Below are 25,424 nucleotides of genomic sequence, written 5' to 3'. Positions count from 1 at the left end.
GCCCCGGGTGCTTTGCCGGGGTGGTGCGCTGTCAGGCGGTGCTTTGCCGGGTGGTGCCCTGCCGGATGGTGCTGTGCCGGGTGCCGCGCCGCCGAGGTGGTGCGACCGGGTGAGCGGCCGTTCGGCGCGGATCCCCGTCCGGCGGTCGCGCGGTGCTCAGCGGTCCGACGGTCGGTGGGCGGTGGCCGGGGTCAGTGCTCGGACAGGTGCGCGATGAGGCTCTTCGGCCGCAGGTCCTGCCAGTTCTGCTCGACGTAGTCGAGGCAGTCCTGTCGTCCGGCGGCACCGAACACCTGCTGCCAACCGGCGGGCACCGGGCTGAAGGCCGGCCACAGCGAGTGCTGGCCCTCGTCGTTCGTCAGGACGAGGTAGCTGGCCTCGGCATCCTCGAACGGGTTCGCCATCGTCGGTTCCTCTCTGTTCGTAGCTGTGCAGATCTGGTTCGTAGCCGTGCAGAGCAGTGCGAGAAGGGGAGGAGCAGGGTGGTCGGACGTGACCGGATGTGATCAAACGGAGCCGCGGCTCACGGACCCCAGCCGGAGTCCTCGCTGGGGGCGTCGTGGGCGGTGACGGAGACCGTGGACAGGTGCGGCTGGGCGTGGAGCTGGAGGCCGACCACGGCGGCCAGCAGGACGGCGAGCATCCCGAGCATCTTGTGGACGCGGACGGCAAGGCTTGGCATCGCGAATTCCTCTTCCTGAGGAGGGCGGTCTGCCCTCTTCGCTCTGAAATGCATCCTGCCGAAGCCCCAAACGTGCTTGGAAGCTCTCACTGTGATCGTGAACACGCAATGCGGGAACCGGAAGCCCGGTCAGATCGTGCCAAAAACAGACAGACATGATCCAAGTCGTACCTGGGTCTGTCAGATCAGTGGTGGGAACTCCGCGGGCGCGTGGGACATCGCGGAGGACATCGCGGGGCGGAAGCGGGCACTCCGGCCCGCCGCAGCGAGCCCCGGCGCAACTCCTCCCGGACGGCGGGCCAGTCCTCGACCCACGGCCGGCCCGTCCCGGTCGGCGACTCCAGGGCGAGCGTCGCCAGGTAGGCGCGCTTGAGCGCCGCCCGTTCGTCCTGCACCCGCCCCGCGGACTGCTCGATCCGGCGCAGCCGGGCGTGCAGCCGCTCCAGCGCGCCCCCGCCGGTCAGCAGCCGCCGTGCCTCCGGGCCGAAGCGGAAACCGGGGGCCAGCAGCGGCCAGGCCGACCGCCACACCCGGAACACCTCGCGGTGGCTCGGCCCCCACTCCCGCTCGGCCTGGGCCAGCCGCTCCAGCGCCGCCGCCTCGGTCGGCGCCGTACAGGTCTCGCGCAGCGCCCGTGAGAGCGCGCCCCAGTCCTCGCCGGGCGCGTGCCGCAGCGCCGCGTGCAGCAGGTGCGCCACCGAACCGTGCACCACCGTGCGCGGCCACTGCTCGGCCGCCGCCTCCGCCAGCACCGCGCCGGTGCCGCCCACCAGCACCCAGACCTCCCGCACCCCGCGCTCGGCGAGCCCCGCCAGCACCTGCGGCCACTGCTCACCGTCCGCGGCCGGCCACAGGCCCAGCACCTCGCGCCGGCCCTCGGTGGAGACCCCGAGCGCCAGGTGCACCAGCGGCCCGCCCGAGCGGCCGCTGCGCACCGAGTCGACGAAGACCACCGGGTAGACCGGATCGAGCCGCCGCCCGCGCCGCTCGGCGAGCTCGTCCAGCACCTGGTCGGTGATGGCCGAGACGGTCTCCCGGCTCAGCTCCACGCCGTACACCTCGGCCAGGTGCGCCACCAGCTCGCCCGAACTGAGGCCGCGCGCGGTCAGCGAGATCACCAGCCGGTCGAGCCCGGGCAGCCGCCGGGCGCGGGGGAGGACGGCCTTGGGGGTGAAGCTGCCCTCACGGTCCCGGGGTACCCGCACCTCGACCGGGCCGATCTCGGTGAGCAGCCGTCTGGCCCGGGCGCCGTTGCGGCCGTTGCCGCCGGGACCGGAGCCGTTGCCGGTGCCGCTGCCGTTGCTGTTGCCGGAGCCGCGCAGGTGCTCCTGGAGTTCGAGCTCCAGGGCGCCCTCGATCAGCTGCTTGGCGAAGGCCTGGAGAATCCCGCCGTCGCCCAGCAGCCGGACCGCGCCGGAGCCGACCTGCGCGGCGGCGGCCTCCGCCAACTGCCGCACCAGGCGCTGGTCCACCAGGCCGGCGAGGGCGGCGGGCGGTGCCGCCGGGTCGGAATCAGCTCGCAACTGGGGGTGCCTTCCGTCTGTAGGCCGTTCCGTGCACCGACCGCCCGCTCCGGACGTCCCGTCGGAACGCCAGGTGCGATGCGCCGGCAATCCCCCGGTCACCGCTGCCGGGTACGGTCACGACCGTGACCCCGGCTCCCCGTTTGCGTGCACGCCCGACTACCGTCAGCCGATGATTTCCGCGCCCTTTGGGCGTACACTCACGGCTGTCGGAGCCCGGGGGGCGGCTTCCGAACGGCAGTCACTTCCATCTTGCCGGTTCGGATGCCTGGCGGTAGCCGGTACGGGCATTCGTGAAACCGCAATGCCGAAGCCGGAAGGATGCCCAGATGTGCCCAAGTCAGGACAACTGCGCGGAAAGGGGAACACCCCAGCTCTGCGACCGGGGCATCGAGTTCTACCGCACGGCGCTGGCCGAGGGGGAGGCGGTCGGCGAAGCCCCCGAATGCCTGCTCGCGATGGGTCTGCTGCGCCCGCTGCCCGGCTCCGGTGACCGGCTCGTCCCCGTCCCGCCCGACATCGCCGCCACCGGACTGGCGCGGCCGCTCGAACTCGCCGTACTGGCCCACCAGGAGCGGCTCGCCGCGCTGCACACCTCCTTCCACGCCGCCGAGCACACCTACCGCGACGTCATGCGGCGCGCCAAGTTGCCGATCCGGCTGCTGGCGGGCGAGGAGATCAACCCCGCGCTGGAGAAGGCCGTCGCCGCCTGCACCGAGGAACTGCTCACCGCCCAGCCGGGCGGCGGCCGCGGCCCCGAGCAACTGGGCGACGCGCTCCCGCGCGACCTCGCCCTGGCCGGCCGCGGCGTGCGCCAACGCACCCTCTACCAGCACACCGTGCGCTCGCACGGCCCGACGCTGGCCTACATCGAGCAGGTCACCGCCCAGGGCGCCCAGGTGCGCACCCTGAACGAGGTCTTCGACCGGGTGATCATCTGCGACCGCTCCACCGCCTTCATCCCGGCCGGCGCCGACCGCCAGGCCGCCGCGATGCTCATCGAACTCCCGCCGCTGGTCGAGTACCTGCTCAAGATCTTCGAGCTGATGTGGGAGCGCGCCGAGCCCGTCACCTACCAGCAGGGCCACCACCGCCCCCGGCTGCTGACCGCCCGCACCCGGCAGAACGTGCTGCGCCTGATGGTCAACGGCTACACCGACGAGGCCATCGCCTCCCGCCTCGGCATGAGCACCCGCACCGTGTCCAGCCACATCCAGAAGGCCAGCGAACTCCTCGGCAGCCGCAGCCGCGGCCACCTCGGCTACATCATCGCCCGCCAGGGCGTCCTGGACGAACCCCTCGACGAACTCTGACCGGCCCGCGCGCCGCGCGCTTCGCCCGCTTCGCCTGCTTCACCCGCTTCGCCACCGCCGGACCCGTCACGGGCCGGCGGTGGCGCTTTCGGCGGTGCGTGCGGCCTTATGACAACGGCATTGACGTGTGGCGGCGCCGCCGGTTTCATGGCTCGCACTTCCGGCCCGCGTCACCCCCCACGACCGGTACGGGAGCTTCCCCCACACGCGCACCCCACGACCAAGGCGGTGATCCGTTGGCATCGACGGTGAAGGACACGGGCGGCGGTCCGAGAGCGGACGCGGCAGGAACGCACGTCGCGATGCACAAGTCGCTCGGCCTGCTGGACGGGGCGGCGATCGCCGCCTCCAGCACGGCCGCCACCAGCAGCATCGGGATCGGCCTGGGCCTGATGGCCGGGGTGGTCGGCCTGCACCTCCCGGCGATCATGCTGCTGGCCTTCCTGCCGGTGCTCGCCATCGCCGGCGGGTACGGGCGGCTGAACGCCGTCGAGCCGGACGCGGGCAGCAGCTACCGGTGGGTCGGGCGCACCCTCAGCCCCTGGCTGGGCTTCCTCACCGGGTGGGTGAACACCGTGGGGACCGTCGTCTTCATGGCGTACACCACGACCGTCACCGGCTCCTCGATCGTCCAGCTGCTCGACCAGGCCCACGTCCGCAGCGTGGCCGGGCTGCGGCTCGACGCCGACTCCACCGTCCAGTGCACCCTGATCGGCCTGGTGGTGCTGGTGGGCGCCGCGCTGGTCGCGGTGCGCGGACTGGACCTGGCGGCCCGGCTGCAGAAGGCGCTGCTGGTCTTCGAGTACGCCGTCCTGCTCGGCTTCTGCGGCTACGGGCTGTTCGCCGGCGACCAGCCATTCTCGCTCCAGTGGTTCAACCCCTTCGACATCCCCTCCTTCGACGCCGTCGCCCAGGGCATGGTGCTGGCGGTGTTCTGCTACTGGGGCTTCGAGTCGGTGTTCAGCGTCGGCGAGGAGGTGCGCGACCCGCGGGACGCCTCCCGGGGCGGCCTGCTGGCCCTGGTGGTGATGCTGGCGCTGTTCCTGCTCGCCGGCACCGCCTTCCAGCGGGTCCTGCCGATCGACGAGCTGGCCGACAACGGCGCCCACGGGCTGACCTACTTCGGCACGAAGCTGGCCGAACAGCCGCTGGCCGCACTGCCGTTGATCGCGCTGATGTTCTCCGCGGTGGCCTCGCTGCAGTCCTCGGTGATCCCGACCGCGCGCGGGATGTACGCGATGGGGCGCGACCGGGTGCTCGGCCCGGTCTGGACCCGCCTGCACCCCCGGCACGCCACGCCCGCCGTCGGCACCCTGCTGATCACCGGCGTCGCCGTCGCCCTGGCGCTGGCCTCCATCGCCATCCCGACCGTCAACGACCTGATCTCGGCCGCGGTCAACGCGATCGGCATCGTCGTCGCCCTCTACTACGCGCTGACCGCCGTCGCGGCCGCCGTTCGGTTCCGCCACCTGCTGCGCACCGCCCCGCTGGAGGGGCTGCGCGCGGTGGTCGGGCCGCTGCTGGGCGCGGCGGCGCTGCTCGCCGTCGGCGGCTACCTCGCCTGGACCTTCTACGACTCCACGGACCACTTCGAACTCGCCGCCGACAACGGTTGGTTCGAGCTGTCCGTGGTGATCATGATGATCGTCAGCGGGCTGCCGGCGGCGGCCTGGGCCCGCTGGCGGCGGCGCTCGCCGTACTTCCTGCGGGAGGACGCGGCGGCCGGGTAGCCCCCCGTACGACGTACGACCAGGCACGACCACGCGAGAACGGAGCACCACCCATGACCCAGGCCGATCTGGTCTTCACCCACGGCCCCGTCCACACCGGCGACGCGGCCCGCACCCGGGCGAGCGGGCTGGCGGTCGTCGGCGAGCGGATCGCCGCCGTCGGGCACGACGAGGTCCGGGAGCTGATCGGGCCGCGGACCGAGGTCGTCGACCTCACCGGCAAGCTGCTGCTGCCCGGCTTCCAGGACGCGCACATCCACGCCGTGTTCGGCGGCGCCGAGCTGGCCTCCTGCGACCTCACCGGGACGGTCGGCGTCGCCGACTACCTGGAGCGGATCCGGGCGTACGCCGAGGCCCACCCGGACCAGGAGTGGATCACCGGCAGCGGGTGGTCGATGGAGAGCTTCGAAGGCGGCCTGCCCACCCGGCAGCTGCTCGACTCCGTCGTCCCCGACCGGCCGGTGTACCTCGCCAACCGGGACCACCACGGCGCCTGGGCCAACACCCGGGCGCTGGAACTCGCCGGGCTCACCGCCGACACCCCCGACCCGGCCGACGGGCGGATCGAGCGCGAGGCCGACGGCACCCCCGGCGGCACCCTCCAGGAGGGCGCCACCGCCCTGGTCGCCCGGCTGCTGCCGCCCGCCACCGCCGCCGACCGGCTGGCCGGACTGCTGCGCGCCCAGCGGCTGCTGCACTCGCTCGGCATCACCGGCTGGCAGGACGCGCTGCTCGGCGAGTTCAACGGCCAGCCGGACCCGTCCGACGCCTACCTGGCCGCCGCCCGCTCCGGCGCGCTGACCGCCCGGGTGACCGGCGCGCTCTGGTGGGACCGGGACCGCGGCGCCGACCAGATCCCCGACCTCGTGCGGCGGCGCGGGGAACTGGCCCACGGACGGTTCCGGGCCGGCTCGGTGAAGATCATGCAGGACGGCATCGCGGAGAACTTCACCGCCGCGATGACCAGCCCGTACCTGGACGGCTGCGGCTGCGCCACCGCCAACTCCGGCCTCAGCTTCGTCGACCCGGAGGCCCTGCGCGGGTACGTCACCGCACTGGACGCGCTCGACTTCCAGGTGCACTTCCACGCACTCGGCGACCGGGCCGTGCGCGAGGCGCTGGACGCGATCGAAGCCGCCCGCACCGCCAACGGGCGGCGCGGCGCCCGGCACCACCTCGCCCACCTCCAGGTGGTCCACCCGGACGACCTCCCGCGCTTCGCCCGGCTCGGCGCCGTCGCCAACATCCAGCCGCTCTGGGCCGCGCACGAGCCGCAGATGGACGAGCTGACCATCCCGTTCCTCGGGCCGGAGCGGGCCGCCTGGCAGTACCCGTTCGGCTCCCTCCAGCGGGCCGGCGCCACCCTCGCGGCGGGCAGCGACTGGCCGGTGAGCAGCCCGGACCCGCTGGCGGGGCTGCACGTGGCGGTCAACCGGATGGAGCCGGAGGCCACCGACGGGCGGGTCTTCCTGCCCGAGCAGCGGCTCGACCTGGGCTCGGCCATCGCCGCGTACACGGCCGGCAGCGCGTACCTCAACGGGCACGACGACGCCGGGGTGCTGGCCGTTGGGCGGCTCGCGGACCTGGTGGTGCTCGACCGGGACATCCTCACCGGGCCGCCGGAGGAGATCGCGCAGGCGCGGGTGGAGCGCACCTACGTCGGCGGGGAGCTGGTGCACGCGGCGGACTGACCGCGGCAGGGGGCCGGACCGGCCGCCGGTGGTCGGCGCACGGGGGCCCACCACCGGCGGCCCTCGCGTTCCCCGGATCGGGGGTTCAGCCCCCGGCGGCCCGCAGCCGGGCCTCGGCGGCGTCCAGCAGCAGGTCCAGGGCGTACGGGTAGCCGCTGCGGCGCATGTCGGCGGTGAGCAGGTGGGCGGTGGCCGCGATGTGGGGGTGCTCGGCGGCGTCGAGCCGGGCGTAGGAGGCCTGCCAGACCTCGAGGTCGGCGTTCTGGGCGGCGGACGGCAGGGCGAGGGTGGCGGCGTCCAGGGCGGCGAAGCCGAGGCTCTGGTCGACGAAGGCGTGGTAGATCCGGACGGCCTCCGGGTCCGGGAAGCCCGCCGTGCGCAGGACGCCGAGGATCGCCTCGACGGCGGCGATCTCGTGGGCGCGGCCGGTGGTGCGGTGGGCGGCGAGGATGGCGGCCTGCGGGTGGGCCAGGTAGCTGGCGTGGATGCGCAGGCCGATGGCACGCAGGTCGGCGCGCCAGTCGCCGGTGGGCCGCCAGTCGTGCTGGGCCCGGCCGATCAGCTCGTCGGCGACGGCGAGCAGCAGGTCGTCGGTGCTGTGGAAGTAGCGGTAGACCGCGCTCGGATCGGCCCCGAGCGCGGCGCCCAGCCGCCGCACCGTGAGCGCCTCGGCGCCGTGCCGGCCGATCAGCCGGATCGCGGTGTCGACGATCAGCTCGGCGGACAGCACCACACCCTGCTTGGTGGGTCGCCGCCGCCGCCGTTGCGGCTCGGGGACTACGCGGTCGGTCATGCGCCCGAGGTTATGTCAAGGATGCTGACACAAACCAGGGGTCGGGAGCGGAAGCCCGGCCTCAGCAGGAGACGGTGCGGCACGCGGCCGCCCGGGCGCCGAAGCCGCGGACGGCGGGGGAGGCGTGGGAGGCAGGTTCCGGGGCCGCGTCGGGCGAGGCCCGGGAGCGGGCGTGCACGGGCATTGGTGGGCAGGTCTGCGGCGCCTAGGATGCGATCATGGCTGATTCGGCACCCTCCACCGGCGCTCCCGGACCCCGCGATCCGGAGCTGGGCTTCCCGCGCCCCGGCGAGGTGCTGCAGCGGCTGCGCACCCAGCGCGGTATGTCGCTGCGGCAGGTGGCCGCCGAGTGCGGGCTGTCGGTCTCCTTCCTGGCTTCGCTGGAGCGCGGGGAGACCGACATCGCGCTGGAGCGGCTCGGCCGGCTCGCCCGGGTGTTCGGCCACGACGTCGGTTCCTTCCTGGGCTTCTCCCGGGGGCGGGCGACCCCCGCGCTGTTCCCCCGGGAGGGGCAGGAGGAGCTCCAGCGGGCCCCGGGGGTGGTCTACCGGGTGGTGCGCTCCCCGGAGCTCGGCTACCAGGTGGTCACCGGTGACTTCGCGCCGCACAGCGGTCTCGGCGAGGAGCTCCAGCACGAGGGGTCCGATCTGATCACCGTCACCCGGGGTGAGCTGGTCGTCCGTTACAACGGGGTGGACCACGTGCTGGGAGCCGGCGACAGCATCCAGTTCTCGGCCGGCCATCCGCACAGCTTCCGCAACGAGACGGACGAGCCGGCCCAGCTGGTGGGAGTCCTCTTCTCCAGCCTCTACTGACTTCCAGGCGTCGCCGCCTGCTCGCCAACTGCCCTACGGACAGCGGTCCGTGGGGCAGTCGGCGTTTCGGTCCCGGGATGTCGCCGCAGGGCCTGCCCGTCTCGACGTGAGCGATATTCTGCTCTACAGTGCTCTATATCGAACAATCGAGGAGATCCAGAGGAGCTCGGAGATGACGATGCCGACCCCGCCGCTCGAGGGTGCCGCGCGCGAAGCCGTCCCGGACGCAGGCCCGCCCGTGGGGACCGACGAGCGGCGGGGCCGGGGGACCGGCGCGGCCCCGCGTGTGGCGCTCGTGGTGGTCTGGAGCTCCGGATTCATCTCCGGCAAGCTCGGCCTGCGGCACGCCGCGCCGTACACCTTCGCGACCTTGCGGTTCGCGATCGCCGGGCTGGTACTGCTGGCGATCGCCGGAATCCGCCGGGAGCGCCTGCCCCGCGGGCGCCTGCTGCTGCACCTGGCGGTGGCGGGTGTGCTCGTCCAGGGCGTGCAGTTCTCCAGCATCTACATGGGCATGAAGCTCGGGGTGTCCTCCGGGCTCGCCGCGCTGGTCATCGCGCTCTACCCGCTGACCACATCGCTGCTGGCGGTGCCGCTGCTCGGTGAGCGGGTCACCCGCGGCCAGTGCCTGGGCCTGGTGCTCGGGCTGGGCGGCGTCGCGCTGGCCGTCGCGGACCGGATCGACCTGTCCGGCGGCTACCTGCTGGGCCTCGGTTTCCTGCTGCTGGGCCTGCTCGGCATCTCGTACGGCACCGTCCACCAGAAGCGCCATTGCGCGCGGATGGAGCCGGTGGGCGGCAACGCGGTGCAGCTGCTGGCCGCCGCGGCGGCGGCGCTGGTTCCCGCGCTGCTGGTCGAGGGCTGGTCCGTGGAGTTCACCGCCTCGTACTGGCCGGTGCTGCTGTGGACGGCGCTGATCAACTCGATCGTCGGCGTGGGCCTGCTCTACCACCTGCTGCAGCGGCACGGCACGAGCCAGGTCAGCAGCCTGTTCTACCTGGTCCCGATGTGCACCGCCGCCTTCGCCGCGGTGCTGCTCGACCAGCCGCTCGGCGTGCTGACCCTGGCCGGGCTGGTCCTCGCCTCGGCCGGCACCGTCCTGGCGAACCGTGTCCACCGCTGAACGGCGGGAGGGCCGGGCGCTCGACCCGGCCCTCCCGCGCCTCCCTCAGGCCCCGGCCGCCGCCCGCTGGACCGTCTCCCGGTGGTCGGCGATCAGGTCCTCGATGTCGTCGGCGCAGTCGCCGCACCGGTGTTCGCCCCGGTGGCCCCGCGCGCCGCCCGCGCCGACCCCCACCGGCGCACCGACCAACACCCCTCCCGCACCGCACGTCCACTGTGAGGCCGACCCATCATGACCAACGTCGCCGTGCTCAACTACGGCCAGGGCCACGACTACCCCGGGATGTTCCCCGAACTCGCCGACAAGCTGCAGGTGTTCAGCCAGAACGAGCTCAAGAACACCGGGCGGCTGGCCCGTTACGAGTACGTCCCGGACTCCGACGCCGTCCCCTACGCGGAGCTGGCGATCCGCCGGCTGCACCGGCAACGGCCGTTCACCCACATCATCACCGACAACGAGTACGACCTGGAACGGGCCGCCCGGATGCGCGCGGACTTCGGCCTGGGCGGCCAGACCCCGGACAGCGCCCGGTCGTTCCGCGACAAGGCGGTGATGAAGGAGGTCGCCGGCCGGGCCGTGCCGACCGCCCGCTGGGCCCGGCTCGACACGGTCGTCGACCTCACCGGCTTCATCGAGGCGGTCGGCTACCCCGTGGTCGTCAAACCGGTCAGCCAGGGCGGCTCGCGGGACATCGCGGTGCTGCACGGGGACGAGGAACTGCTCGCCTTCGCCCGGCGGCGCTGGCGCGAGGACCTGATGGCCGAGGAGTTCGTCGACGGCCCGATGTACCACGTCGACGCGGTGCTCGGCGACGGCTACCGCTTCGTCGCCTCCTCCCGCTACCTGCGCAGCTGCCTCGGGGTCTTCACCGGGCAGAACAACGGCTCGGTCCAGCTGCACCCGGAGAGCGGGATGGCCCGGCGGCTGGAGGAGTTCCTCGACCGGACGCTGTCCGCCTTCGACGTCCCGCCGGTCAGCGCCTACCACCTGGAGGTGTTCCACACACCGGACGACGAGCTGGTGATGTGCGAGATCGCCTCGCGGGTCGGCGGCGACCGCATTCCGTGGCTCACCCGGGCCACCTACGGGGTGGACCTGCACACCTCGGTGCTGCGCCAGTCCGCCGGGCTGCCCGTCCAGCCGCCGCCGGCCGCGCCGCCGACCGAGGTTCACGGCTCGGTGTCCGTCCTGCCGCAGGGGCGGCCGGTACGTGCGCCGGGGCGGCCGCCGTTCCCGTGGGTGCGGCACTACCAGGTGAACGAGGAACTGGAGCCCGGGGCGGTCACCCTCTACAGCGCCTCGCACCTGTGCTTCGTGATCGTCGCCGGTGCCGACGCGGAGCAGGTCGAGGAACGGTTGTTGCGGGCCGAGGCCTGGCTGATGGCGAACCTGGAGGAGCGCTGATGCCGTACAGGATCCTGGTCAACGGAAGAGCGACCCGGGCGGGCCGGGCTACCACCAGCGGTTGACCGGCGAGGAGCACTCCGCGGAGGCGGTCAACACCGCGCCGGCCGCCCTGCGTTCGGCGGGTCGGTTGGTCTGACGGTGCGGCGCCGACCGCTGGTCAGCACTCTGGTCCGGTGTCCGACCGGTTCGCCGAGCCAGCCGTCCGAGTCGGGACGCTGGAACGGTTCCACTCCCTCCGGCCTGCGGTTTCACACCTGCCTGGAACGGCCCGCCGGAACGGTCCGGGGCCCGCCGCGGGCGAGTGCGGTCAGGACGGTGGTGCCGAGGGGGGAGCCGGGGGCGGCGAGTGCGTAGGGGAGGGAGAAGTGGTTGTGGGCGGGGGCGACGAGGTCGGTGAGGGCGGTGCGGGGGCGCAGGGCGGCGGCCATCAGGGCGTGTTGGCGGGCGTACTCGGCGGTCTCGTCGGCGCCGCGGGCGAGGACGACCGGGGGCAGGCGCGGCGGGAGGTGGTGCAGCGGGCTGTTGCGGTGGGCGGCGGCCGGGTCGAGGGCGAGCGCGTCGTTGACATAGCAGAGGCGGACGGGTTCCAGGTCGTACATGCCGCTCAGCAGGGTGGCGCCGGCGATCGCGGCGGAGACGTCGGGCCCGTGGTGGGGGGTGCCGGGGACGCGGGGGAGGAGGGCCATGGCGGCGAGGTGGGCGCCGGCGGAGTGGCCGGCCAGGTGGAGGCGGTCGGGGGCGAAGCCGAGGGCGTCGGCGTGGTGGTGGAGCCAGTGGACGGCGCGCCGGACCATGGCGACCATGTCGTCCAGCCGGGTGTCGGGGGCCAGGCCGTAGCCGACGACCGCGACGGCGGCGCCGGCCCGGAGCAGCGGCGGGGCGGGGAAGGCGGAGTCGTCCTTGGACAGTTCCTGCCAGTTGCCGCCGTGGACGAAGACCAGGAGCGGGGGCGGGCCGTCAGGGCCGGCGGGGCCGTCGGGGGCGGGGAAGTAGTCGAGGGTCTCGGCCGGGTGGGGGCCGTACGGGAGGCCGGTGAGGACGGGGTGGCGGCGGCGGGCGTTCGCGCTGTCCCGTGCGTAGCGGTCCAGGTAGGCCCGGAGGTCGGGGACGCGGTGGCTGGGGGTGTACTGGCGGTCGAGGGCCGCGCGGTCCATGCCCCGGTAGACGGGGACGGGGGCGCGGCCGGGTATGAGCGTCGGGGCCGGGCTCTCGGGCACGGGAGGTCGCCTCCGCGGTACGTCGGTGGAGCCGTCGGACGTGGAGCCGTCGGACGGTGAAGGGGCAAGGAGGTGAACGGGCAAGGAGGTGAAGGGGCAAGGCGGTGTCGGGAGCGGTCAGTCGAGGATGGTGACCGTCTGGTCGAGCGGAGCCCGGCCCACCCGGTAGCGGGGGGCGGCCGGGTCGGGGTGGCCCACGGAGAGGCCGCAGAAGAGCACGAGGGAGGCGGGCGGCGACAGGACGTCCGCGACGGTGCGGTGGTAGACGGACCAGGCCATCTGCGGGCAGCTGTGCAGCCCTTCGGCGCGCAGCAGCAGCATGACGGTCTGCAGGTACATCCCGAGGTCGGCCCACTGGGCCGGGCCCATCGACCGGTCGATGTAGCTGAACAGCGCGGTGGGTGCGCCGAAGCAGTCCCAGTTCCGGACGACGGCCCGCTGCCGGGCGTCCCGGTCCTCGCGGGGGATGCCGAAGGCGCGGTAGCGCTGTTCGGCGGCCTCCCGGCGCCGTTCCTGGTAGGGGGACTTGAGTTCGGGCGGGTACATCTCGAACTCGGGGTCGTCGCCCTGGTCGCCGGAGGAGGCGCGGGCGACGGCGAGCCGCTTGAGCCGTTCCAGCCGCTCCCCGGTGACCAGGTAGGTGTGCCAGGGCTGGAGGTTGGCGCCGGAGGGGGCGCGGGACGCGGCCGCGAGCACCCGTTCGAGCACCTCCCTCGGCACCGGTTGGTCGGTGAACCCCCGCACCGCCCGACGGGTCTCGACAGCCTCGTAGACGTCCACCAGCCGTGTCCTCACACCTCGCCCGACCGTTCCGGGGCCGCGTCCGGCACTGCCGGGCGTCCCGTTGCTGCAACGGTTCGGGCGCGGAGGAGGTGACGGCCGGGGGCCGAGGTCCCGCCGGACGGGTGTCAGCCGCCGACGGCGTAGCGGTCCAGGGTGCGGACGTACTCGGCGGCGCCCATCCGGCCGACCGACCCCAGCCGGTCCAGGTCGAGGTGGAAGCCGGTCTCGTCGACCAGTCCCTCCTCCGCGACGACGTGGACGACCTCGCCGATGACCACGGAGTGGTCGCCGACCGGCACCACCGAGGAGGTGCGGCACTCGAAGGCGAGCGGCGAGCCGTCGATGCGCGGCGAGCGGACGGCGTGGCCGGGCAGGGCGCGCAGCCCGGCCAGCTCGTACTCCGACTCGCCGTACGGGAGCGGTTTCGCCGTGGTGGTGGCGGCCTCGGCGTGCTTCTCGATCAGGACGTTGACGGTGAACTCCCCGGTGCCGCCCTCGGCGGGGAGGCGGGCGTTGCGGCAGGAGTCCTTCTCGGTGCCGTCGGCCCGCCGGCTGGCGCAGAAGAGCAGCGCCATCGGGGAGTAGCCCACGGCCGTGTAGTACGAGAAGGGCGCCAGGTTGACGGCCCCGCCGGGGGAGACCGTGCTCACCATGGCGATCGGCCGGGGGACCACGCTCCACAGCAGCAGGCGCTGGCGCTGGCGGGCGGTCATGGATGCCACGTCGACGTGCAGCATGGCTCGGTCGCTCCTACGGGCTTCTGGTGGGTGGCGGTGAGCGGGAGGGCCGCTACACCGGGCTGGTGGCGAGCACCTCGGTGTGCGGGTTGCCGCGCAGCTGCCGCAGGTCGCGGAAGGGGAGGGTGATCCGGCGCAGCAGGTAGTCCTCCCCGGAGGTGCCGCCGGTGCCCTGCTGCCCGCCGACCATCTTGGTCACCAGGCCCAGGTGGGCCACCTTCCAGCGCCAGTAGCCGTTGCCCACGTCGAGCAGCGCCTCGGCGACGCGGTGCGGGCCGCCGCAGGCGACGCCGAGGCGGCAGACGTCGGCGGCGCTCAGGCCCTGCCGGTGGGCGTCGGCCAGGAAGGCCCGGTACAGCTCGCTCGTCTCGGTGCCGTCCTCCAGCAGTCGGCCGAGCACCCGGAACTGCTGCGACTGGGCGCCGCTGGCGGTGCCGAGGTAGGGCCGGAACCGGACGAAGTGCCGCAGCGGGAGGCGTTCCAGGACGATCACCTGCTCGTGCAGGACGCGGAGCAACTCGGCGGCCCGCTGGAGGAGTTCGACCCCGTCCTCGGCTCCGCCGGCCGGGTCGCCGGGGGCGTTCAGGAGGTCCCGGGCCAGTCGCAGGTCGGCCACGATCTGTTTGAGCCACAGCTCGCAGGACTGGTGGGCGACGATGAAGAAGTGCTCGGCCAGGGCGACGCTCCGGTCGGTGGACTCGGGGAAGCGGGTCTGCTGGAGCGAGAGCAGGGTGTCCATCTGGAGGTAGGTGGAGTAGGTCAGGTCGGTGATCGTCTCGGTGACGGCTTCGGTCATGGTCAGCTCCGCATCAGAGGGCCCGCGCCGGGCGCGGGGTGGAGTCGCCCGGGGTGGAGTCGCCCGGGTCGGCGGTGCTCGGGACGTCGGTGCTCGGGGCGGGGAGGCGCGGTGCCGGGGCGGCCGTCGCGCCGGTGGCCGCCGCGTCGACGGTCACCGCGTCGACGGTCACCGAGTCGAGGAAGGCGGCGAGGTCGGCGAGGACGCCCTCGGGGTGCTGGAACAGGTGGAAGTGGTGGCCCTCGCGTTCGAGGAGGCTGAACGGCCCGGTGGTGACGGCCGCCCACTCGGCGACCAGGGCGCGGTCGACCAGCGGGTCCAGGGTGCCGTGGTGGCAGCGGACCGGGCAGGCCAGCGGCGCGGTCCGCGGCTCCACCCGGTACTGCTCGTGCGCGGTGAGGTCCGCGCGCAGGACGGGCAGGACGGCCTCCGCGACCTCCGGCTCCTCGGGGAGGTCCGGGTCGATGCCGCCCAGGGAGCGGATCAGGGACCACAGGACCTCGTCGGACAGTCCGCCGGCCCGGATCCGTCCGGCCCGGCCGGGCGGCGGGCAGCTGGAGGCCAGCAGGCCGGCCGGCGGGCGCCCCAGGGTGCCGAGGGTGACGGCGGTCTCGTAGCCGACGAGGGCCCCGAGGCTGTGCCCGAACAGCACGGTGGGCAGCGGCGGCAGGCGCAGGAGTTCGGAGGCCAGCTCCGCGCTCAGCGCGCGCACGTCGGTGGACGGTGGTTCGCCGAAGCGGTCGCCGTGCCCCGGGTACTGCACGGCCAGCAGCTCGACGGTCGGGGGGAGGGCGGTGGACCACGGGCCGTAGCCGGCCGCGCTGCCGCCGGAGTGCGGGAGGCAGACCAGCCGTGCCGTGGCCGCGGGCGCTCGGACCAGTGTCCGAAGGCAGTGGTCGCGGCGGGTACGAAGCATGACGGAACTCCTCCGCTTCGGAGTACGGGTGCTTCGGCAGGTGTCCGCAATCTTTCGGCTCTTCCTCCCTGACCGGACCGGCCACGAAAGAGTTCTGACACAACTGAAAGAGATCCGACACAACTGGCGCGGGCCGGTTCGGGCCTCTGTGAGGATCCGGTCACCGGGCCCGTGCCGAGCACTGCACGCAGTGCGTTTCCCGTCTTCCGTGGGGTTTGTGGACGATGAGCCGAACCGTGACCGCCTCGCTCGACCTGACCGACTCACGCACCTTCCTGGCGCACGATCCCTTCGAGTTCTTCGCCGGGGTACGGGCGAACGAGCCGGTGTACTGGCACGCCGCCGCGGCCGACCGGCCGGGCTTCTGGGTGGTGGCCGGGTACGCCGACGTGGTCGCCTGCTACGGCGCCGCCGGCGCGCTTGCCTCGGGCCGCGGCACCGTGCTCGACGTGCTCCTGCGCGGCGACGACTCGGCCGGCGGCCGGATGCTCGCCGTCACCGACCGCCCCCGCCACCGCGGGCTGCGCGCGCTGCTGTGGCGGGCGCTGTCGCCGAAGGTCCTCGACACCGTGGCCCGCAAGGTCGAGCGGCGCACCGCCGGACTGGTCGGTGCCGCGCTCGACGCCGGCACCGTGGACTTCGCGACCGACGTCGCCGAGCACGTGCCGATGAACACCATCTGCGACCTGCTGTCCGTCCCGGAGGCGGACCGGCCGGACCTGCTGCACTGGAGCAAGGGCGCGCTGACCGGGGCGGACGAGCTCGACTCGCTCGAGTCCCGCAACGAACTGGTGCTGTACTTCATGGACTTGGCGCAGCAGCGGCGCGAGTCCCCGGGCGAGGACGTGATCAGCACGCTCGCCACCGGCCTGGTCGACGGCGAGCCGCTGAGCCTGGACGACATCGCGCTCAACTGCTACAGCCTGATCATCGGCGGCGACGAGTCCTCCCGGGTCTCCGCCGTCAGCACGGTCAAGGCGCTGGCCGAGAACCCCGCGCAGTGGCGGGCGCTCCGGGACGGCCGGGTGGACCTCGACTCCGCCGTGGAGGAGGCCCTGCGCTGGGCCACCCCGGCGTTCCACTTCGCCCGCACCGCCACCCGCGACCAGCTGATCGGCGGTCAGGAGGTGCGGGCGGGGGACATCGTGTCGCTGTGGAACATCTCGGCCAACAACGACGAGCGGGCGTTCGCCGAGCCGCGCTCCTTCGACCTCTCCCGCTCCCCGAACAAGCACGTCGCGCTGGGCCACGGCGCCCACTTCTGCCTGGGCGCCTTCCTCGGCCGGGTCGAACTGCGGGCGCTGCTGGGCGTGTTGGCCGAGGCGGTGCGGGGCGTGGAGGTGACCGGGCCGGCCACCCGGATCCGGTCCGCCTTCCTCAACGGCTACAGCTCCCTGCCGGTGCGGCTGCTCCCGCGCTGAGCGTCCCGGGCGGGGCCCGGGAACCGGAAACGAACGGAGAAGAGGGACAACCATGCGGGTGACGGTCGACCGACAGCGCTGTATCGGCTCGGGGATGTGCGTGATCACCGCGGACGAGGTCTTCGCCCAGCGGGACGAGGACGGCACCGTCCGGCTGCTCGGGGCGGAGGTGGCGGACGAACTCGGGGACCGGGTACGGCAGGCCGCCCACCTCTGCCCCTCGCGGGCGATCACCGTCGGCGTCGGGCCGGAGGTGGAGCGGTAGCGCGCGCAGCGAGCCGGGGCGCCCCCCGAGGGAGGCGCCCCACCGGCGTTCCCGGACCCTTCCCGGACCGCCCCCGCTACGCGGTGAAGGCGGCGAAGTCGACCGCGCCGACCCGCTCCGGGTCCAGCAGGATCTGGATCCGGGTGATCCGCCCGCCGCGCACCGAGAAGCCCATGACCGAGGTCGGCGCGCCGTCCCGGGTGACCAGGGCGCCGGGGACGCCGTTGACCAGCACCGGGAAGACCGCCACCCCGCCCTGGCGGAACAGCGAGGCGCGCCCCGCCACCGGCCGGGCACCGCGGATCGAGGCGGTGGCGGCGGCGAGGGCGGGCCCGCCGTCCGCGCGCAGCTCGACGTCCGGGTCGAGGACGGCCACCAGCCCGTCCAGGTCGCCGTCCCGGGCCGCCGCGAAGAAGGCGTTCACCAGCGTGCGGCGGGTCGCGAAGTCGCCGCCGGAGTCCGCCTCGCGCTCCTCCTGCACCCGGCGGCGCCCCCGGCTGGCGAGCTTGCGGGCCGCCGCCGGGGTCTTCCCGACGACGGCCGCGATCTCGTCGAAGGGCAGGTGGAACATGTCGTGCAGGACGAAGGAGACCCGCTCGGCCGGGGCGAGGGTGTCCAGCACGATCAGCAGGGCGAGGCTGACCGAGTCGCTCAGCAGCGCCTCGTCCTCCGGGCCGTTGGACGGCTCCTGCCCGACGACGACGTCCGGCAGGTGCACCCCGACCGGGTCCTCGGGCCGGGCGGCGCGGGAGCGGAGGATGTTCAGACAGATCCGGCCGATCACCGTGGTGAGCCAGCCGGCGAGGTTCGCCACCTCGTCGGCGTCGCTGCGGCTGAGTCTGATCCAGGTCTCCTGGACGGCGTCCTCGGACTCCGCGTGCGAGCCGAGCATGCGGTACGCCACGGCCCGCATGTGCGGCCGGTGCCGCTCGAACTGCTCTGCCAGCCGATCGTGGTCGGGCACGGTCACATTCCTCGGTCGGGAGGGGTCATCACTACGGGGGCGGCGAGCCGCCCCCGTCGTTCGTGGACCTTACTTGGAGCGCGGGATGATCACACTGGGTATCACACATATCACACGACTCCGGAGGGGCGAGAGGCCATGACCCTCTCCCTCACGGAGTCGCGACGCCGGCGGCTGACCCTGTTCGCGATGTGCATGGCCACGTTCATGACCTCGCTCGACCTGACCATCGTGAACGTGGCCCTCCCGTCGATGCAGAGCGAACTGCACATGGGCGCCGCCGAGCTGGAGTGGGTGATCAGCGCGTACTCGCTGAGCCTGGCCGCGGTCATCCCGGCCAGCGGGGCGCTCGGCGACCGGTACGGCCGCAAGCGGATCTTCCTGACCGGGATGGTCGTCTTCTCGATCGGCGTCGTCGCCTGCGCCGTGGCCTGGAACGCGCTCTCGCTGATCGCCTTCCGGGCGGTGCAGGGCCTGGGCGGGGCCGCGATGCTCGCGCTGGGGCTGTCCATCATCACGGAGACCTACCCGAAGGAGCAGCGGGCCTCCGCGATCGGCGCCTGGGCGGCGATCGGCGGCACCGGCTTCGGCGCGGGCCCGGTCGGCGGGGGCATCCTGCTGACCTTCTTCGGCTGGCAGTCGGTCTTCTGGATCAACCTGCCGTTCGCCGCCCTGGGCATCGCCTGCACCTTCCTGGCGGTGCGGGAGTCGCGCAACCCGCAGGCCCGCCGGCTCGACGTACCGGGGATCGTGCTCAGCGCGCTCGGGCTGGTCTGCCTCACGCTCGGCTTCGTCGAGTCCGCCGACCACCCGTGGGGCTCGGCCGTGGTGGCGTTCCCGCTGGCGGCCGGGGTGGTCCTGCTGCTGGCCTTCCTCGGGTGGGAGCGCCGTGCCCCGCACCCGATGATGCCGCCCGCCCTGCTGCGCGCGCGCAGCTTCGCGAGCGCCTCGGGGATCTACCTGCTGTGCTACGGCGGCATGAGCGGCGCGCTGTTCTGGGTGACGCTGTACTTCCAGGACGTGGCGGGCTGGTCGGTGCTGCGCACCGGGCTGTCGTGGCTGTTCATGAACATCCCGTTCCTCACCATGGCGCAGTTCGGCGGCCGCCTGGACTCGCGGTTCCGCTCGGTGACGGTGGCCGTCTCGGGGATCCTGCTGGCCGCGGTCGGGGTGTTCCTGCTCAGCCGGGCCGGGACCACGCCCTTCGCGGTCAGCGCGCTCGGGTACGTGCTGTACGGCGGCGGGTTCGGCACCTTCGTGCCCGCCGTGACCCACGTGGCCATGCGGGACGTGCCCCCGGGGGCCTCCGGTGCCGCCTCGGGCGTGCTGAACGCCTCGCGGCAGATCGGCAGTTCGGTGTGCCTCGCGGTGCTGGGCGCCGTCGGCGTGAACTCGGCGGTCTCCGCCTGGCAGGAGAAGACGGCCGGGCTGGACGGGGCCCAGCGGGCCCAGGTGCTGGAGCGGTCGCGGGAGGTCGGCGGCGGCCGGCTGCACACGGTGGTGGAGGCGCTCGGCGAGCCGTTCCGGCAGCCGGCCGTCGACTCCTTCCTGCACGGCTACCAGCTGTCGATCGGGATCGCCGCCGCGGCCACGGCGGTGGCGGCGGTGCTGGCCTGGGCCGGGTTCCGGCAGCGCGCCGGACAGCTGCCGACGGCCCCGGAGCCGACCACCTCGGAGTCGAGTACTCCGGAGCCGGCCGGACCCCGACCGGCGGGCGGTTCGTCCGCCGACGAGGTGACGGTGGCCGGAAAGGGTCTGCGCCCCCGTCCGTGACCCATGTCACGCGGGTGCGCGGATAGAGCTCGGGCAAGGTAGGAGGTGGTCCGAACCACCGGTACGTCGCGCCCGCTCCCGGATTCCAGGGGGGCGGGCACGGCGCTGCCGAGGGCCGAGTGCCCAGCAGCAAACGTGTGCTTACCAGTCGGTGAACGTGTGCAACCGGGCCTTGCGGAGCCCCGCCCCGGCGGGAGGCCGCGGGCCCGGCCGTGAGCCGCGCCGGGCGTCGATTCCCACTGCCTTCGGGGCGGTTCGTACGAGAAAGCAAGGAAAGCCGAGACTGCCTTTTTCTCTGACGAGGGAGACACCCTTGAGCAAAGGTGTCACGTTAATACGATGGCCCATCGAGGCGGACAAGCGGAATCACTGCCGAAAGGCGGGAATTCCCTGCCTGCTCGTCGTGGAGGCCGGCAATGACGCTCCCGTGTGCGTCGACCCCGGGGAGGACTGGATCAGGTCGCCGGCCCCGCGCGGGGACGTCGAGGCGCGCATCCAGGCGCTGTCCCAACGCGTGTACGGGCGCAGGGTCCCGACCGTCGACTCCACCGGGGTGCTCTGCTTCGGCGGCAACTCGGTCGCCATCTCCACCACCCAGGTGGGGATCATGGAGGAACTCGTCGCCCACTACGGCGAGGTGGTGTACCGGGCCGAGCTGGAGCAGCAGGTGGTCCGGGCGACCGGAGCGATCTCCAGGAACGCCCTGGACCTGCAGATCATGCGGCTGCGGAGGCGGATCTCCGAGGTCGGCCTCTGCATCCGGACGGTGTGGGGCCGCGGCTACATCCTGGAGGCGGACGGCCTGTGACCGGCGGCGCCGACCGCGGCTGACACCCCGCGCGGGCGGCACACCGCGAAGCCCGTACGCCGTACAGCCGGCACGCCGCCACCCCGGCGTGCGGCCGGTGCCCTCTGCCCGTACCTCACACGGGCAGAGGGCGTCCCGCCGGGCCGGGCTCAGGCGTCGAGCGAGGCCTGGACGTCCGGGGTGATGTGCGGGTCGGCCTTGTCGATGCTCCAGGTGCCCGCGGTGTAGGCGGGGATCTCGGCGACGGCCTCCGTCATCGGAACTCTCCTTCGAACGGTCGTGAGTCACAAGCCCCGCGGTGCGCGGGTCATCAGTACGACGGACCGTGAACCCGGAAGGTGACCGATGGATCAGCGCCAACTGCTGGCGGAATTCTTCGAGGAGAGCCGAACGGCGCTGCTGGGGCTCGCGTACCGCATCCTCGGCTCCCGGGAGGAGGCCGAGGACGCGGTGCAGGAGACCTGGTTGAGGCTGGACCGCGCCGACACCACGGCGGTGCGCAACCTGCCCGGCTGGATCCGCACCGTCGCCTCCCGGGTCTGCCTGGACGCGCTGCGCAGCCGGTCGGGGGGCCAACAACGGTGCGGGGGCGAGGAGTTGACGCACACCTGCGGCCCCGGCGCGGAGGCTGACCCGGAACAGGAGGCGCTGGCGGCCGAGTCGGTGGGCCTCGCGCTGCGGGTGGTCCTGCACGCGCTGAGCCCGGCCGAGCGGGTCGCGTTCGTGCTGCACGACGTCTTCGGGGTGCCCTTCGACGAGATCGGCGCGCTCCTCGACCGCAGCCGGACCACCGCCAAGAAGCTGGCCAGCCGGGCCCGGCAGAAGGTGCGGTCCCCGCTGGAGCGGCACCCGGTGGAGCCGGAGCGCCACCGCGAGGCGGTGGCGGCCTTCCGGCTCGCGGCCGCCACCGGGGACACCGGGCTGATCGCCGCCGCCCTGGCGCCCGACGTGGTGCGGGTCGCCCCGACTCCGGCCCCCGCCCGGCCGCCCCGACCAGCGCGGGCGGAGCGCCTCTTTCGCAAATCTTTTTCCGCCGAACGGCCCGGCCGGGGCCCGTGCCAGAGTCGGTGTGCGGCGGCCGAGGACCAGGCCGCGCACCAGGACGTACGCCGTGACCAGGACGTACACCGTGACCGAGGACAGCGCGACCGTCGGCTCCCGACGGGACGCCAGGAGGTTCCTCCCCATGCCCCCCACGCCCATGACGGGGGCCGGCGGCCGCACGACGGCCGGACCGGTCTCCGCGACCGCGTTCAGAACCCTGATGGCGGGCTTCCCCGCCGGCGTCGCCGTCATCACCGCCGCAGACGAGGCCGGCCGGCCGTACGGCACGACCTGCACGGCGATCTCCAGCGTGTCGGCCGACCCGCCCACCCTGCTGGTGTGCATGCAGCGCTCCAGCCGTACCCTCGCCGTCCTCGAACGGAGCGGCGGCTTCGCGGTGAACCTGCTCGACGACCGGGCCCGCGCCGTCGCCGAACTCTTCGCCGCCCGGGGGCCCGACCGCTTCGAGCACGTCGGGTGGACCGCCCGCCCGGACTGGGCCGGCCCGCACCTCGACCGGGCCGCGCACTCCGTCGCCGACTGCCGGATCACCGGCTCGGTGACCGTCGCCGACCACGTGGTGCTCTTCGGCGAGGTCTACCGGGCCGCCGCGGCGGACGACGGACGGCCGCGGCCGCTGGTCCACGGACTGCGCGCGTACTGGTCCCTCGGCGGCCGCGGCGCCCTGCCCGACGCACCACCGGACCCGACCACGGAGGCCCAGAGATGACGACCTACGGAATATCCCTGCTGCCCGACACCCCGCCGCTGGTGCGCAGCGCCGAGGAGTACTACGGCAACCTGCTGGCGGTGTCCGAACTGGCCGACGACCTCGGCCTCGAGTACGTCAAGATGACCGAGCACTACCTGCACGCCTACGGCGGCTACTGCCCCGACCCGCTCGCCTTCCTCTCCGCCGTCGCCGCGCGCACCAGCCGGGTGCGGCTGATGACCGGCGGCATCCAGGCCTCCTTCCACCACCCGATCCAGCTCGCGGCCCGCACCGCGCAGCTCGACGCGCTCAGCGGCGGCCGGCTGGACGTCGGCTTCGCCCGCGCCTTCCTGCCGTACGAGTTCGACGCCTTCGGCATCGACCTGGACAGCAGCAAGGACCGGTTCCGGGCGGTGGTGGACGCGGTGGTGCGGCTGTGGACCGAGTCCCGGGTGAGCGAGGACACCCCCTTCTTCCGCTACCGGGACGCCGACTCCCTCCCGCTGCCCACCCAGGACCCCCACCCCCCGGTGTGGGCCGCCGCGCTGATCACCCGCTCCAGCTTCGAGTGGATCGGCGACTCCGGCTACAACCTGCTGATCGCCTCCGCCCCCAGCCGCGAACAGGTCGGCCAGGTACGGGAGATGATCGACCTGTACCGGCAGCGCTTCGCCGCGGCGCCGAAGAACGCCGGCCGCCGGCCCCAGGTCGCGATCAGCGTCGCGCTGTACCTGGCCGACTCCGACGAGGAGGCCGTGGCGGAGGGCAACGCCGCGCTGCGCCGGCACTGGGACACCTTCGGCGCGGCCGCGGAGTCCTGGCGCGAGCGCAGCTCGACCTCCTACCAGGGCTACCGCGAGGCCATGGTGGACAAGCACCAGGCCGGCCCCAGCGAGGCGGCGGGCCTGGCGGTGATTGGCTCCCCGCGCAGCGCGGTCGAGCAACTGCGGCGCATCGAGGCCGAGTTGGGGACGGATGTGGTGCTGTTCCAGCTCGACTACGGCCAGCAGTCGCTGGAGAGCATGTCGCGCAGCCTGAAGCTGTTCGCCACCGAGGTCCGCCCGCGGCTGGGCGAGGCGCCGTGACCGCGCCCGTCCGTACGGCGGCCGCGCCCGCGGCCGCGCGAGCCCGTACGGTCGCCGAACTGTTCGAGGAGCAGGCGGCGCTCCGCCCCGGGGCGACGGCCGTGCTGTACCGGGACACCGCGCTCGACTACGGCCGGCTCAACGCCCGGGCCAACCGGCTGGCCCGGCTGCTGATCGACCGCGGCGTCGGCCCGGACCACCTGGTGGCGCTGGCCGTGCCGCGCTCGCCCGAGCTGGTGGTGGCCCAGCTGGCCGTGCTCAAGGCGGGCGGCGCCTACCTGCCGCTCGACCCCCGCTACCCCGCGTCCCGCAAGGCCTTCATGGTGCGGGACGCGGCACCGCGGCTGCTGCTGCGCACCGCGGCCGCCCGGCCCGAGGGCGTGGAACTGGACGAGGTCGTGCTCGACTCCGCGGAGTGCGCGGCGGCCTGCGCCCGGTACGGCGACGGGAACGTCCGGCAGGACGAGCGCCTGGCTCCGCTGTCGCCGCACCACCTGCTGTACGTGATCTACACCTCCGGCTCCACCGGCACCCCGAAGGGCGTCGCCGTCCCCCAGGAGGGCGTCGCCGACCTGGTCGCCACCCAGGCCGAGCACCTGCGCCCGGCCCCCGGCGAGCGGGTGCTCTCCTGGGCCTCGGTCAGCTTCGACGCCGGGTTCTGGGACCTCTCGCTGGCCCTGCTGCACGGCGCCGCCCTGGTGGTCGCCGACGACGAGGACCTGCTGCCGGGCGACGCCCTGCACGGGACGCTGGCCAGGCACGCGATCGACCACGCCACCCTGCCGCCCGCCGCACTGAGTGTGACGGACAGTCAGAACGTGCTCCAGGGCGGCACGGTGACCTCCACCGGCGACGCCTGCACCCCCGCACTGCTGGGAGCCTGGGCGCCCGGGCGCCGGATGTTCAACGGCTACGGCCCCACCGAGGTGACCGTCGGCTGCACCCTCGCCGGGCCGATCGACGCGGCGGACGGGGTCGACATCGGCGTCCCCTGGACCGGGGCGCGGGTGTACGTGCTGGACGAGCGGCTGCGGCCGGTGGCCGGCGGCGCGGAGGGCGAGCTCTACCTGGGCGGCTCCGGGCTGGCCCGCGGCTACGTCGGCCGCCCCGGGCTGACCGCGACCCGCTTCCTGCCCGACCCGTTCGGTCCCCCCGGCGCCCGGATGTACCGCTCGGGCGACCGCGGCCGGCGCACCGCCGACGGCCGGTTCCACTTCGCCGGCCGGGCCGACGGACAGGTCAAACTGCGGGGCTTCCGGGTCGAGTTGGGCGAGATCGAGGACCGGCTCACCCGGCAGCCCGACGTGGACCTGGCCGCGGTGCTGGTACGGGGCGGACAGGCCGACGCGCGCCTGGTCGGCTACGTCACCCCGAGCCCCGGCGCCGCCCTCGACCCCGCGGCGCTGCGCGCCCGACTCGCCGACGTGCTGCCGGAGTTCATGGTGCCGGCCCGGATCGAGGTGCTCGACGCCTTCCCCACCACCCCGAACGGGAAGATCGACCGCGCCGCCCTGGACCGCACCGCGCCGGACCATTCCGCCTCGGACCATTCCGCCCTGGACCGTGCGACCGGATCCGACGGCGGCGCGGAGCCCGGTTCCCGGGAGGAGCGGCTGTACCGCACGATCGCCCGGCTGCTCGACCTGCCGCGGGTCGAGCCGGAGGCCAACTTCTTCGACCTGGGCGGCAATTCACTGCTGGCGGGGCGGCTGATCGGCGCGCTGCGCGAGGAGCTCGGGGTGCGCGTGCCGATCCGCTCGGTCCTCGCGGCACAGGACCTGCGGGAGATCGCCCGGGCCCTGCACGGGTGACAGACCACGAAGGGC

Annotated in this window: 24 protein-coding genes and 1 pseudogene; 14 read left to right on the top strand and 11 right to left on the bottom strand. The window is 73.7% G+C overall.

The genetic code is table 11. From position 1 onward, the window contains the following. Positions 1-191: 191 nt before the first annotated feature. The 3 genes from ACFVU7_RS09465 to ACFVU7_RS09455 all read right to left on the bottom strand — a co-directional run bounded on the left by ACFVU7_RS09465 (position 192) and on the right by ACFVU7_RS09455 (position 2,205). A complete protein-coding gene (locus ACFVU7_RS09465) occupies positions 192-404 on the bottom strand; it encodes an MbtH family protein (RefSeq protein ID WP_049649760.1) in 213 nt (70 codons plus the stop codon). 119 nt (positions 405-523) lie between these two features. Continuing rightward, positions 524-682 carry a hypothetical protein gene (locus tag ACFVU7_RS09460; protein ID WP_158077742.1) on the bottom strand — a complete coding sequence of 53 codons (159 nt, stop codon included), beginning with the start codon at positions 680-682 and terminating at the stop codon, positions 524-526. A gap of 185 nt (positions 683-867) precedes the next feature. Next, on the bottom strand, positions 868-2,205 hold the full coding sequence (locus ACFVU7_RS09455; RefSeq protein WP_375876910.1) for an IS256 family transposase: 1,338 nt from the start codon (positions 2,203-2,205) through the stop codon (positions 868-870). A gap of 329 nt (positions 2,206-2,534) precedes the next feature. Here ACFVU7_RS09455 and ACFVU7_RS09450 point away from each other — a divergent pair, with 329 nt between their 5' ends. The 3 genes from ACFVU7_RS09450 (at position 2,535) to ACFVU7_RS09440 (ending at position 6,939) form a co-directional block, all read left to right on the top strand. Further along, on the top strand, positions 2,535-3,518 hold the full coding sequence (locus ACFVU7_RS09450) for a LuxR C-terminal-related transcriptional regulator (RefSeq protein ID WP_388044801.1): 984 nt from the start codon (positions 2,535-2,537) through the stop codon (positions 3,516-3,518). Positions 3,519-3,820: 302 nt separating this feature from the next. After that, a complete protein-coding gene (locus tag ACFVU7_RS09445) occupies positions 3,821-5,248 on the top strand; it encodes an APC family permease (RefSeq protein WP_049649220.1) in 1,428 nt (475 codons plus the stop codon). Positions 5,249-5,301: 53 nt separating this feature from the next. Then, positions 5,302-6,939: an amidohydrolase gene (locus ACFVU7_RS09440; protein ID WP_388044800.1), complete on the top strand. Its 1,638-nt coding sequence runs from the start codon at positions 5,302-5,304 to the stop codon at positions 6,937-6,939. A gap of 85 nt (positions 6,940-7,024) precedes the next feature. Here ACFVU7_RS09440 and ACFVU7_RS09435 read toward each other — a convergent pair whose 3' ends face one another. Next, on the bottom strand, positions 7,025-7,732 hold the full coding sequence (locus ACFVU7_RS09435; protein ID WP_117490533.1) for a TetR/AcrR family transcriptional regulator: 708 nt from the start codon (positions 7,730-7,732) through the stop codon (positions 7,025-7,027). A gap of 218 nt (positions 7,733-7,950) precedes the next feature. On the opposite strand from ACFVU7_RS09435, the gene ACFVU7_RS09430 reads away from it, so the two are divergent. Further along, positions 7,951-8,547 (top strand): cupin domain-containing protein, encoded by a 597-nt coding sequence (locus ACFVU7_RS09430; RefSeq protein WP_049649217.1) that lies wholly within the window; start codon positions 7,951-7,953, stop codon positions 8,545-8,547. Positions 8,548-8,719: 172 nt separating this feature from the next. Next, positions 8,720-9,670, top strand: a complete 951-nt coding sequence (locus tag ACFVU7_RS09425) for a DMT family transporter (protein WP_388044799.1) — start codon at positions 8,720-8,722, stop codon at positions 9,668-9,670. A gap of 45 nt (positions 9,671-9,715) precedes the next feature. Here ACFVU7_RS09425 and ACFVU7_RS09420 read toward each other — a convergent pair whose 3' ends face one another. After that, a complete protein-coding gene (locus tag ACFVU7_RS09420) occupies positions 9,716-9,859 on the bottom strand; it encodes a hypothetical protein (RefSeq protein ID WP_388044798.1) in 144 nt (47 codons plus the stop codon). Positions 9,860-9,901: 42 nt separating this feature from the next. Here ACFVU7_RS09420 and ACFVU7_RS09415 point away from each other — a divergent pair, with 42 nt between their 5' ends. After that, positions 9,902-11,074 (top strand): acetyl-CoA carboxylase biotin carboxylase subunit family protein, encoded by a 1,173-nt coding sequence (locus ACFVU7_RS09415; RefSeq protein ID WP_388044797.1) that lies wholly within the window; start codon positions 9,902-9,904, stop codon positions 11,072-11,074. 251 nt (positions 11,075-11,325) lie between these two features. Here the strand turns inward: ACFVU7_RS09415 and ACFVU7_RS09410 are convergent, their stop codons facing one another. From ACFVU7_RS09410 to ACFVU7_RS09390, 5 genes are all read right to left on the bottom strand, one after another. Then, positions 11,326-12,294: an alpha/beta hydrolase gene (locus ACFVU7_RS09410; protein WP_388044796.1), complete on the bottom strand. Its 969-nt coding sequence runs from the start codon at positions 12,292-12,294 to the stop codon at positions 11,326-11,328. Positions 12,295-12,411: 117 nt separating this feature from the next. After that, complete coding sequence (locus ACFVU7_RS09405) at positions 12,412-13,074, bottom strand: nitroreductase (RefSeq protein ID WP_049649215.1); 663 nt, start codon at positions 13,072-13,074, stop codon at positions 12,412-12,414. Between the two features lie 128 nt (positions 13,075-13,202). Next, positions 13,203-13,814, bottom strand: coding sequence for a flavin reductase family protein (locus tag ACFVU7_RS09400; RefSeq protein WP_380739610.1), 612 nt, complete (start codon positions 13,812-13,814; stop codon positions 13,203-13,205). A 52-nt stretch (positions 13,815-13,866) separates the two neighbouring features. Then, on the bottom strand, positions 13,867-14,610 hold the full coding sequence (locus tag ACFVU7_RS09395; protein ID WP_117490537.1) for a tryptophan 2,3-dioxygenase family protein: 744 nt from the start codon (positions 14,608-14,610) through the stop codon (positions 13,867-13,869). Between the two features lie 13 nt (positions 14,611-14,623). Then, a complete protein-coding gene (locus ACFVU7_RS09390; protein WP_388044795.1) occupies positions 14,624-15,526 on the bottom strand; it encodes a thioesterase II family protein in 903 nt (300 codons plus the stop codon). 224 nt (positions 15,527-15,750) lie between these two features. Here ACFVU7_RS09390 and ACFVU7_RS09385 point away from each other — a divergent pair, with 224 nt between their 5' ends. Both ACFVU7_RS09385 and ACFVU7_RS09380 read left to right on the top strand, forming a co-directional pair. Then, positions 15,751-16,947 (top strand): cytochrome P450, encoded by a 1,197-nt coding sequence (locus ACFVU7_RS09385; protein ID WP_388044794.1) that lies wholly within the window; start codon positions 15,751-15,753, stop codon positions 16,945-16,947. A 52-nt stretch (positions 16,948-16,999) separates the two neighbouring features. Further along, positions 17,000-17,212 carry a ferredoxin gene (locus ACFVU7_RS09380; RefSeq protein WP_049649205.1) on the top strand — a complete coding sequence of 71 codons (213 nt, stop codon included), beginning with the start codon at positions 17,000-17,002 and terminating at the stop codon, positions 17,210-17,212. A 76-nt stretch (positions 17,213-17,288) separates the two neighbouring features. On the opposite strand, the gene ACFVU7_RS09375 is transcribed toward ACFVU7_RS09380, so the two are convergent. Further along, positions 17,289-18,176, bottom strand: coding sequence for a sigma-70 family RNA polymerase sigma factor (locus ACFVU7_RS09375; protein WP_074004396.1), 888 nt, complete (start codon positions 18,174-18,176; stop codon positions 17,289-17,291). A 138-nt stretch (positions 18,177-18,314) separates the two neighbouring features. Here ACFVU7_RS09375 and ACFVU7_RS09370 point away from each other — a divergent pair, with 138 nt between their 5' ends. From ACFVU7_RS09370 to ACFVU7_RS09345, 6 genes and pseudogenes are all read left to right on the top strand, one after another. Then, positions 18,315-19,949, top strand: a complete 1,635-nt coding sequence (locus ACFVU7_RS09370; RefSeq protein WP_388044793.1) for an MFS transporter — start codon at positions 18,315-18,317, stop codon at positions 19,947-19,949. 427 nt (positions 19,950-20,376) lie between these two features. Further along, positions 20,377-20,757 carry a winged helix-turn-helix domain-containing protein gene (locus ACFVU7_RS09365; protein ID WP_198959425.1) on the top strand — a complete coding sequence of 127 codons (381 nt, stop codon included), beginning with the start codon at positions 20,377-20,379 and terminating at the stop codon, positions 20,755-20,757. A gap of 345 nt (positions 20,758-21,102) precedes the next feature. After that, positions 21,103-21,534: pseudogene (locus ACFVU7_RS09360) on the top strand (sigma-70 family RNA polymerase sigma factor); the annotation flags it as partial. Between the two features lie 409 nt (positions 21,535-21,943). Beyond that, on the top strand, positions 21,944-22,531 hold the full coding sequence (locus ACFVU7_RS09355) for a flavin reductase family protein (RefSeq protein WP_241853013.1): 588 nt from the start codon (positions 21,944-21,946) through the stop codon (positions 22,529-22,531). Then, positions 22,528-23,598, top strand: coding sequence for an LLM class flavin-dependent oxidoreductase (locus tag ACFVU7_RS09350; protein ID WP_049649200.1), 1,071 nt, complete (start codon positions 22,528-22,530; stop codon positions 23,596-23,598). The genes ACFVU7_RS09355 and ACFVU7_RS09350 overlap by 4 nt, the downstream gene beginning before the upstream one ends. Further along, positions 23,595-25,409 carry a non-ribosomal peptide synthetase gene (locus tag ACFVU7_RS09345; RefSeq protein ID WP_388044792.1) on the top strand — a complete coding sequence of 605 codons (1,815 nt, stop codon included), beginning with the start codon at positions 23,595-23,597 and terminating at the stop codon, positions 25,407-25,409. Before ACFVU7_RS09350 ends, ACFVU7_RS09345 begins: the two co-directional genes overlap by 4 nt. The last annotated feature ends 15 nt before the right edge of the window (positions 25,410-25,424 follow it).

The sequence above is a fragment of the Kitasatospora sp. NPDC058046 genome, from assembly GCF_042885595.1.
Classification (GTDB): Bacteria; Actinomycetota; Actinomycetes; order Streptomycetales; family Streptomycetaceae; genus Kitasatospora.
This window is presented reverse-complemented; position numbering and strand designations above follow the sequence as displayed.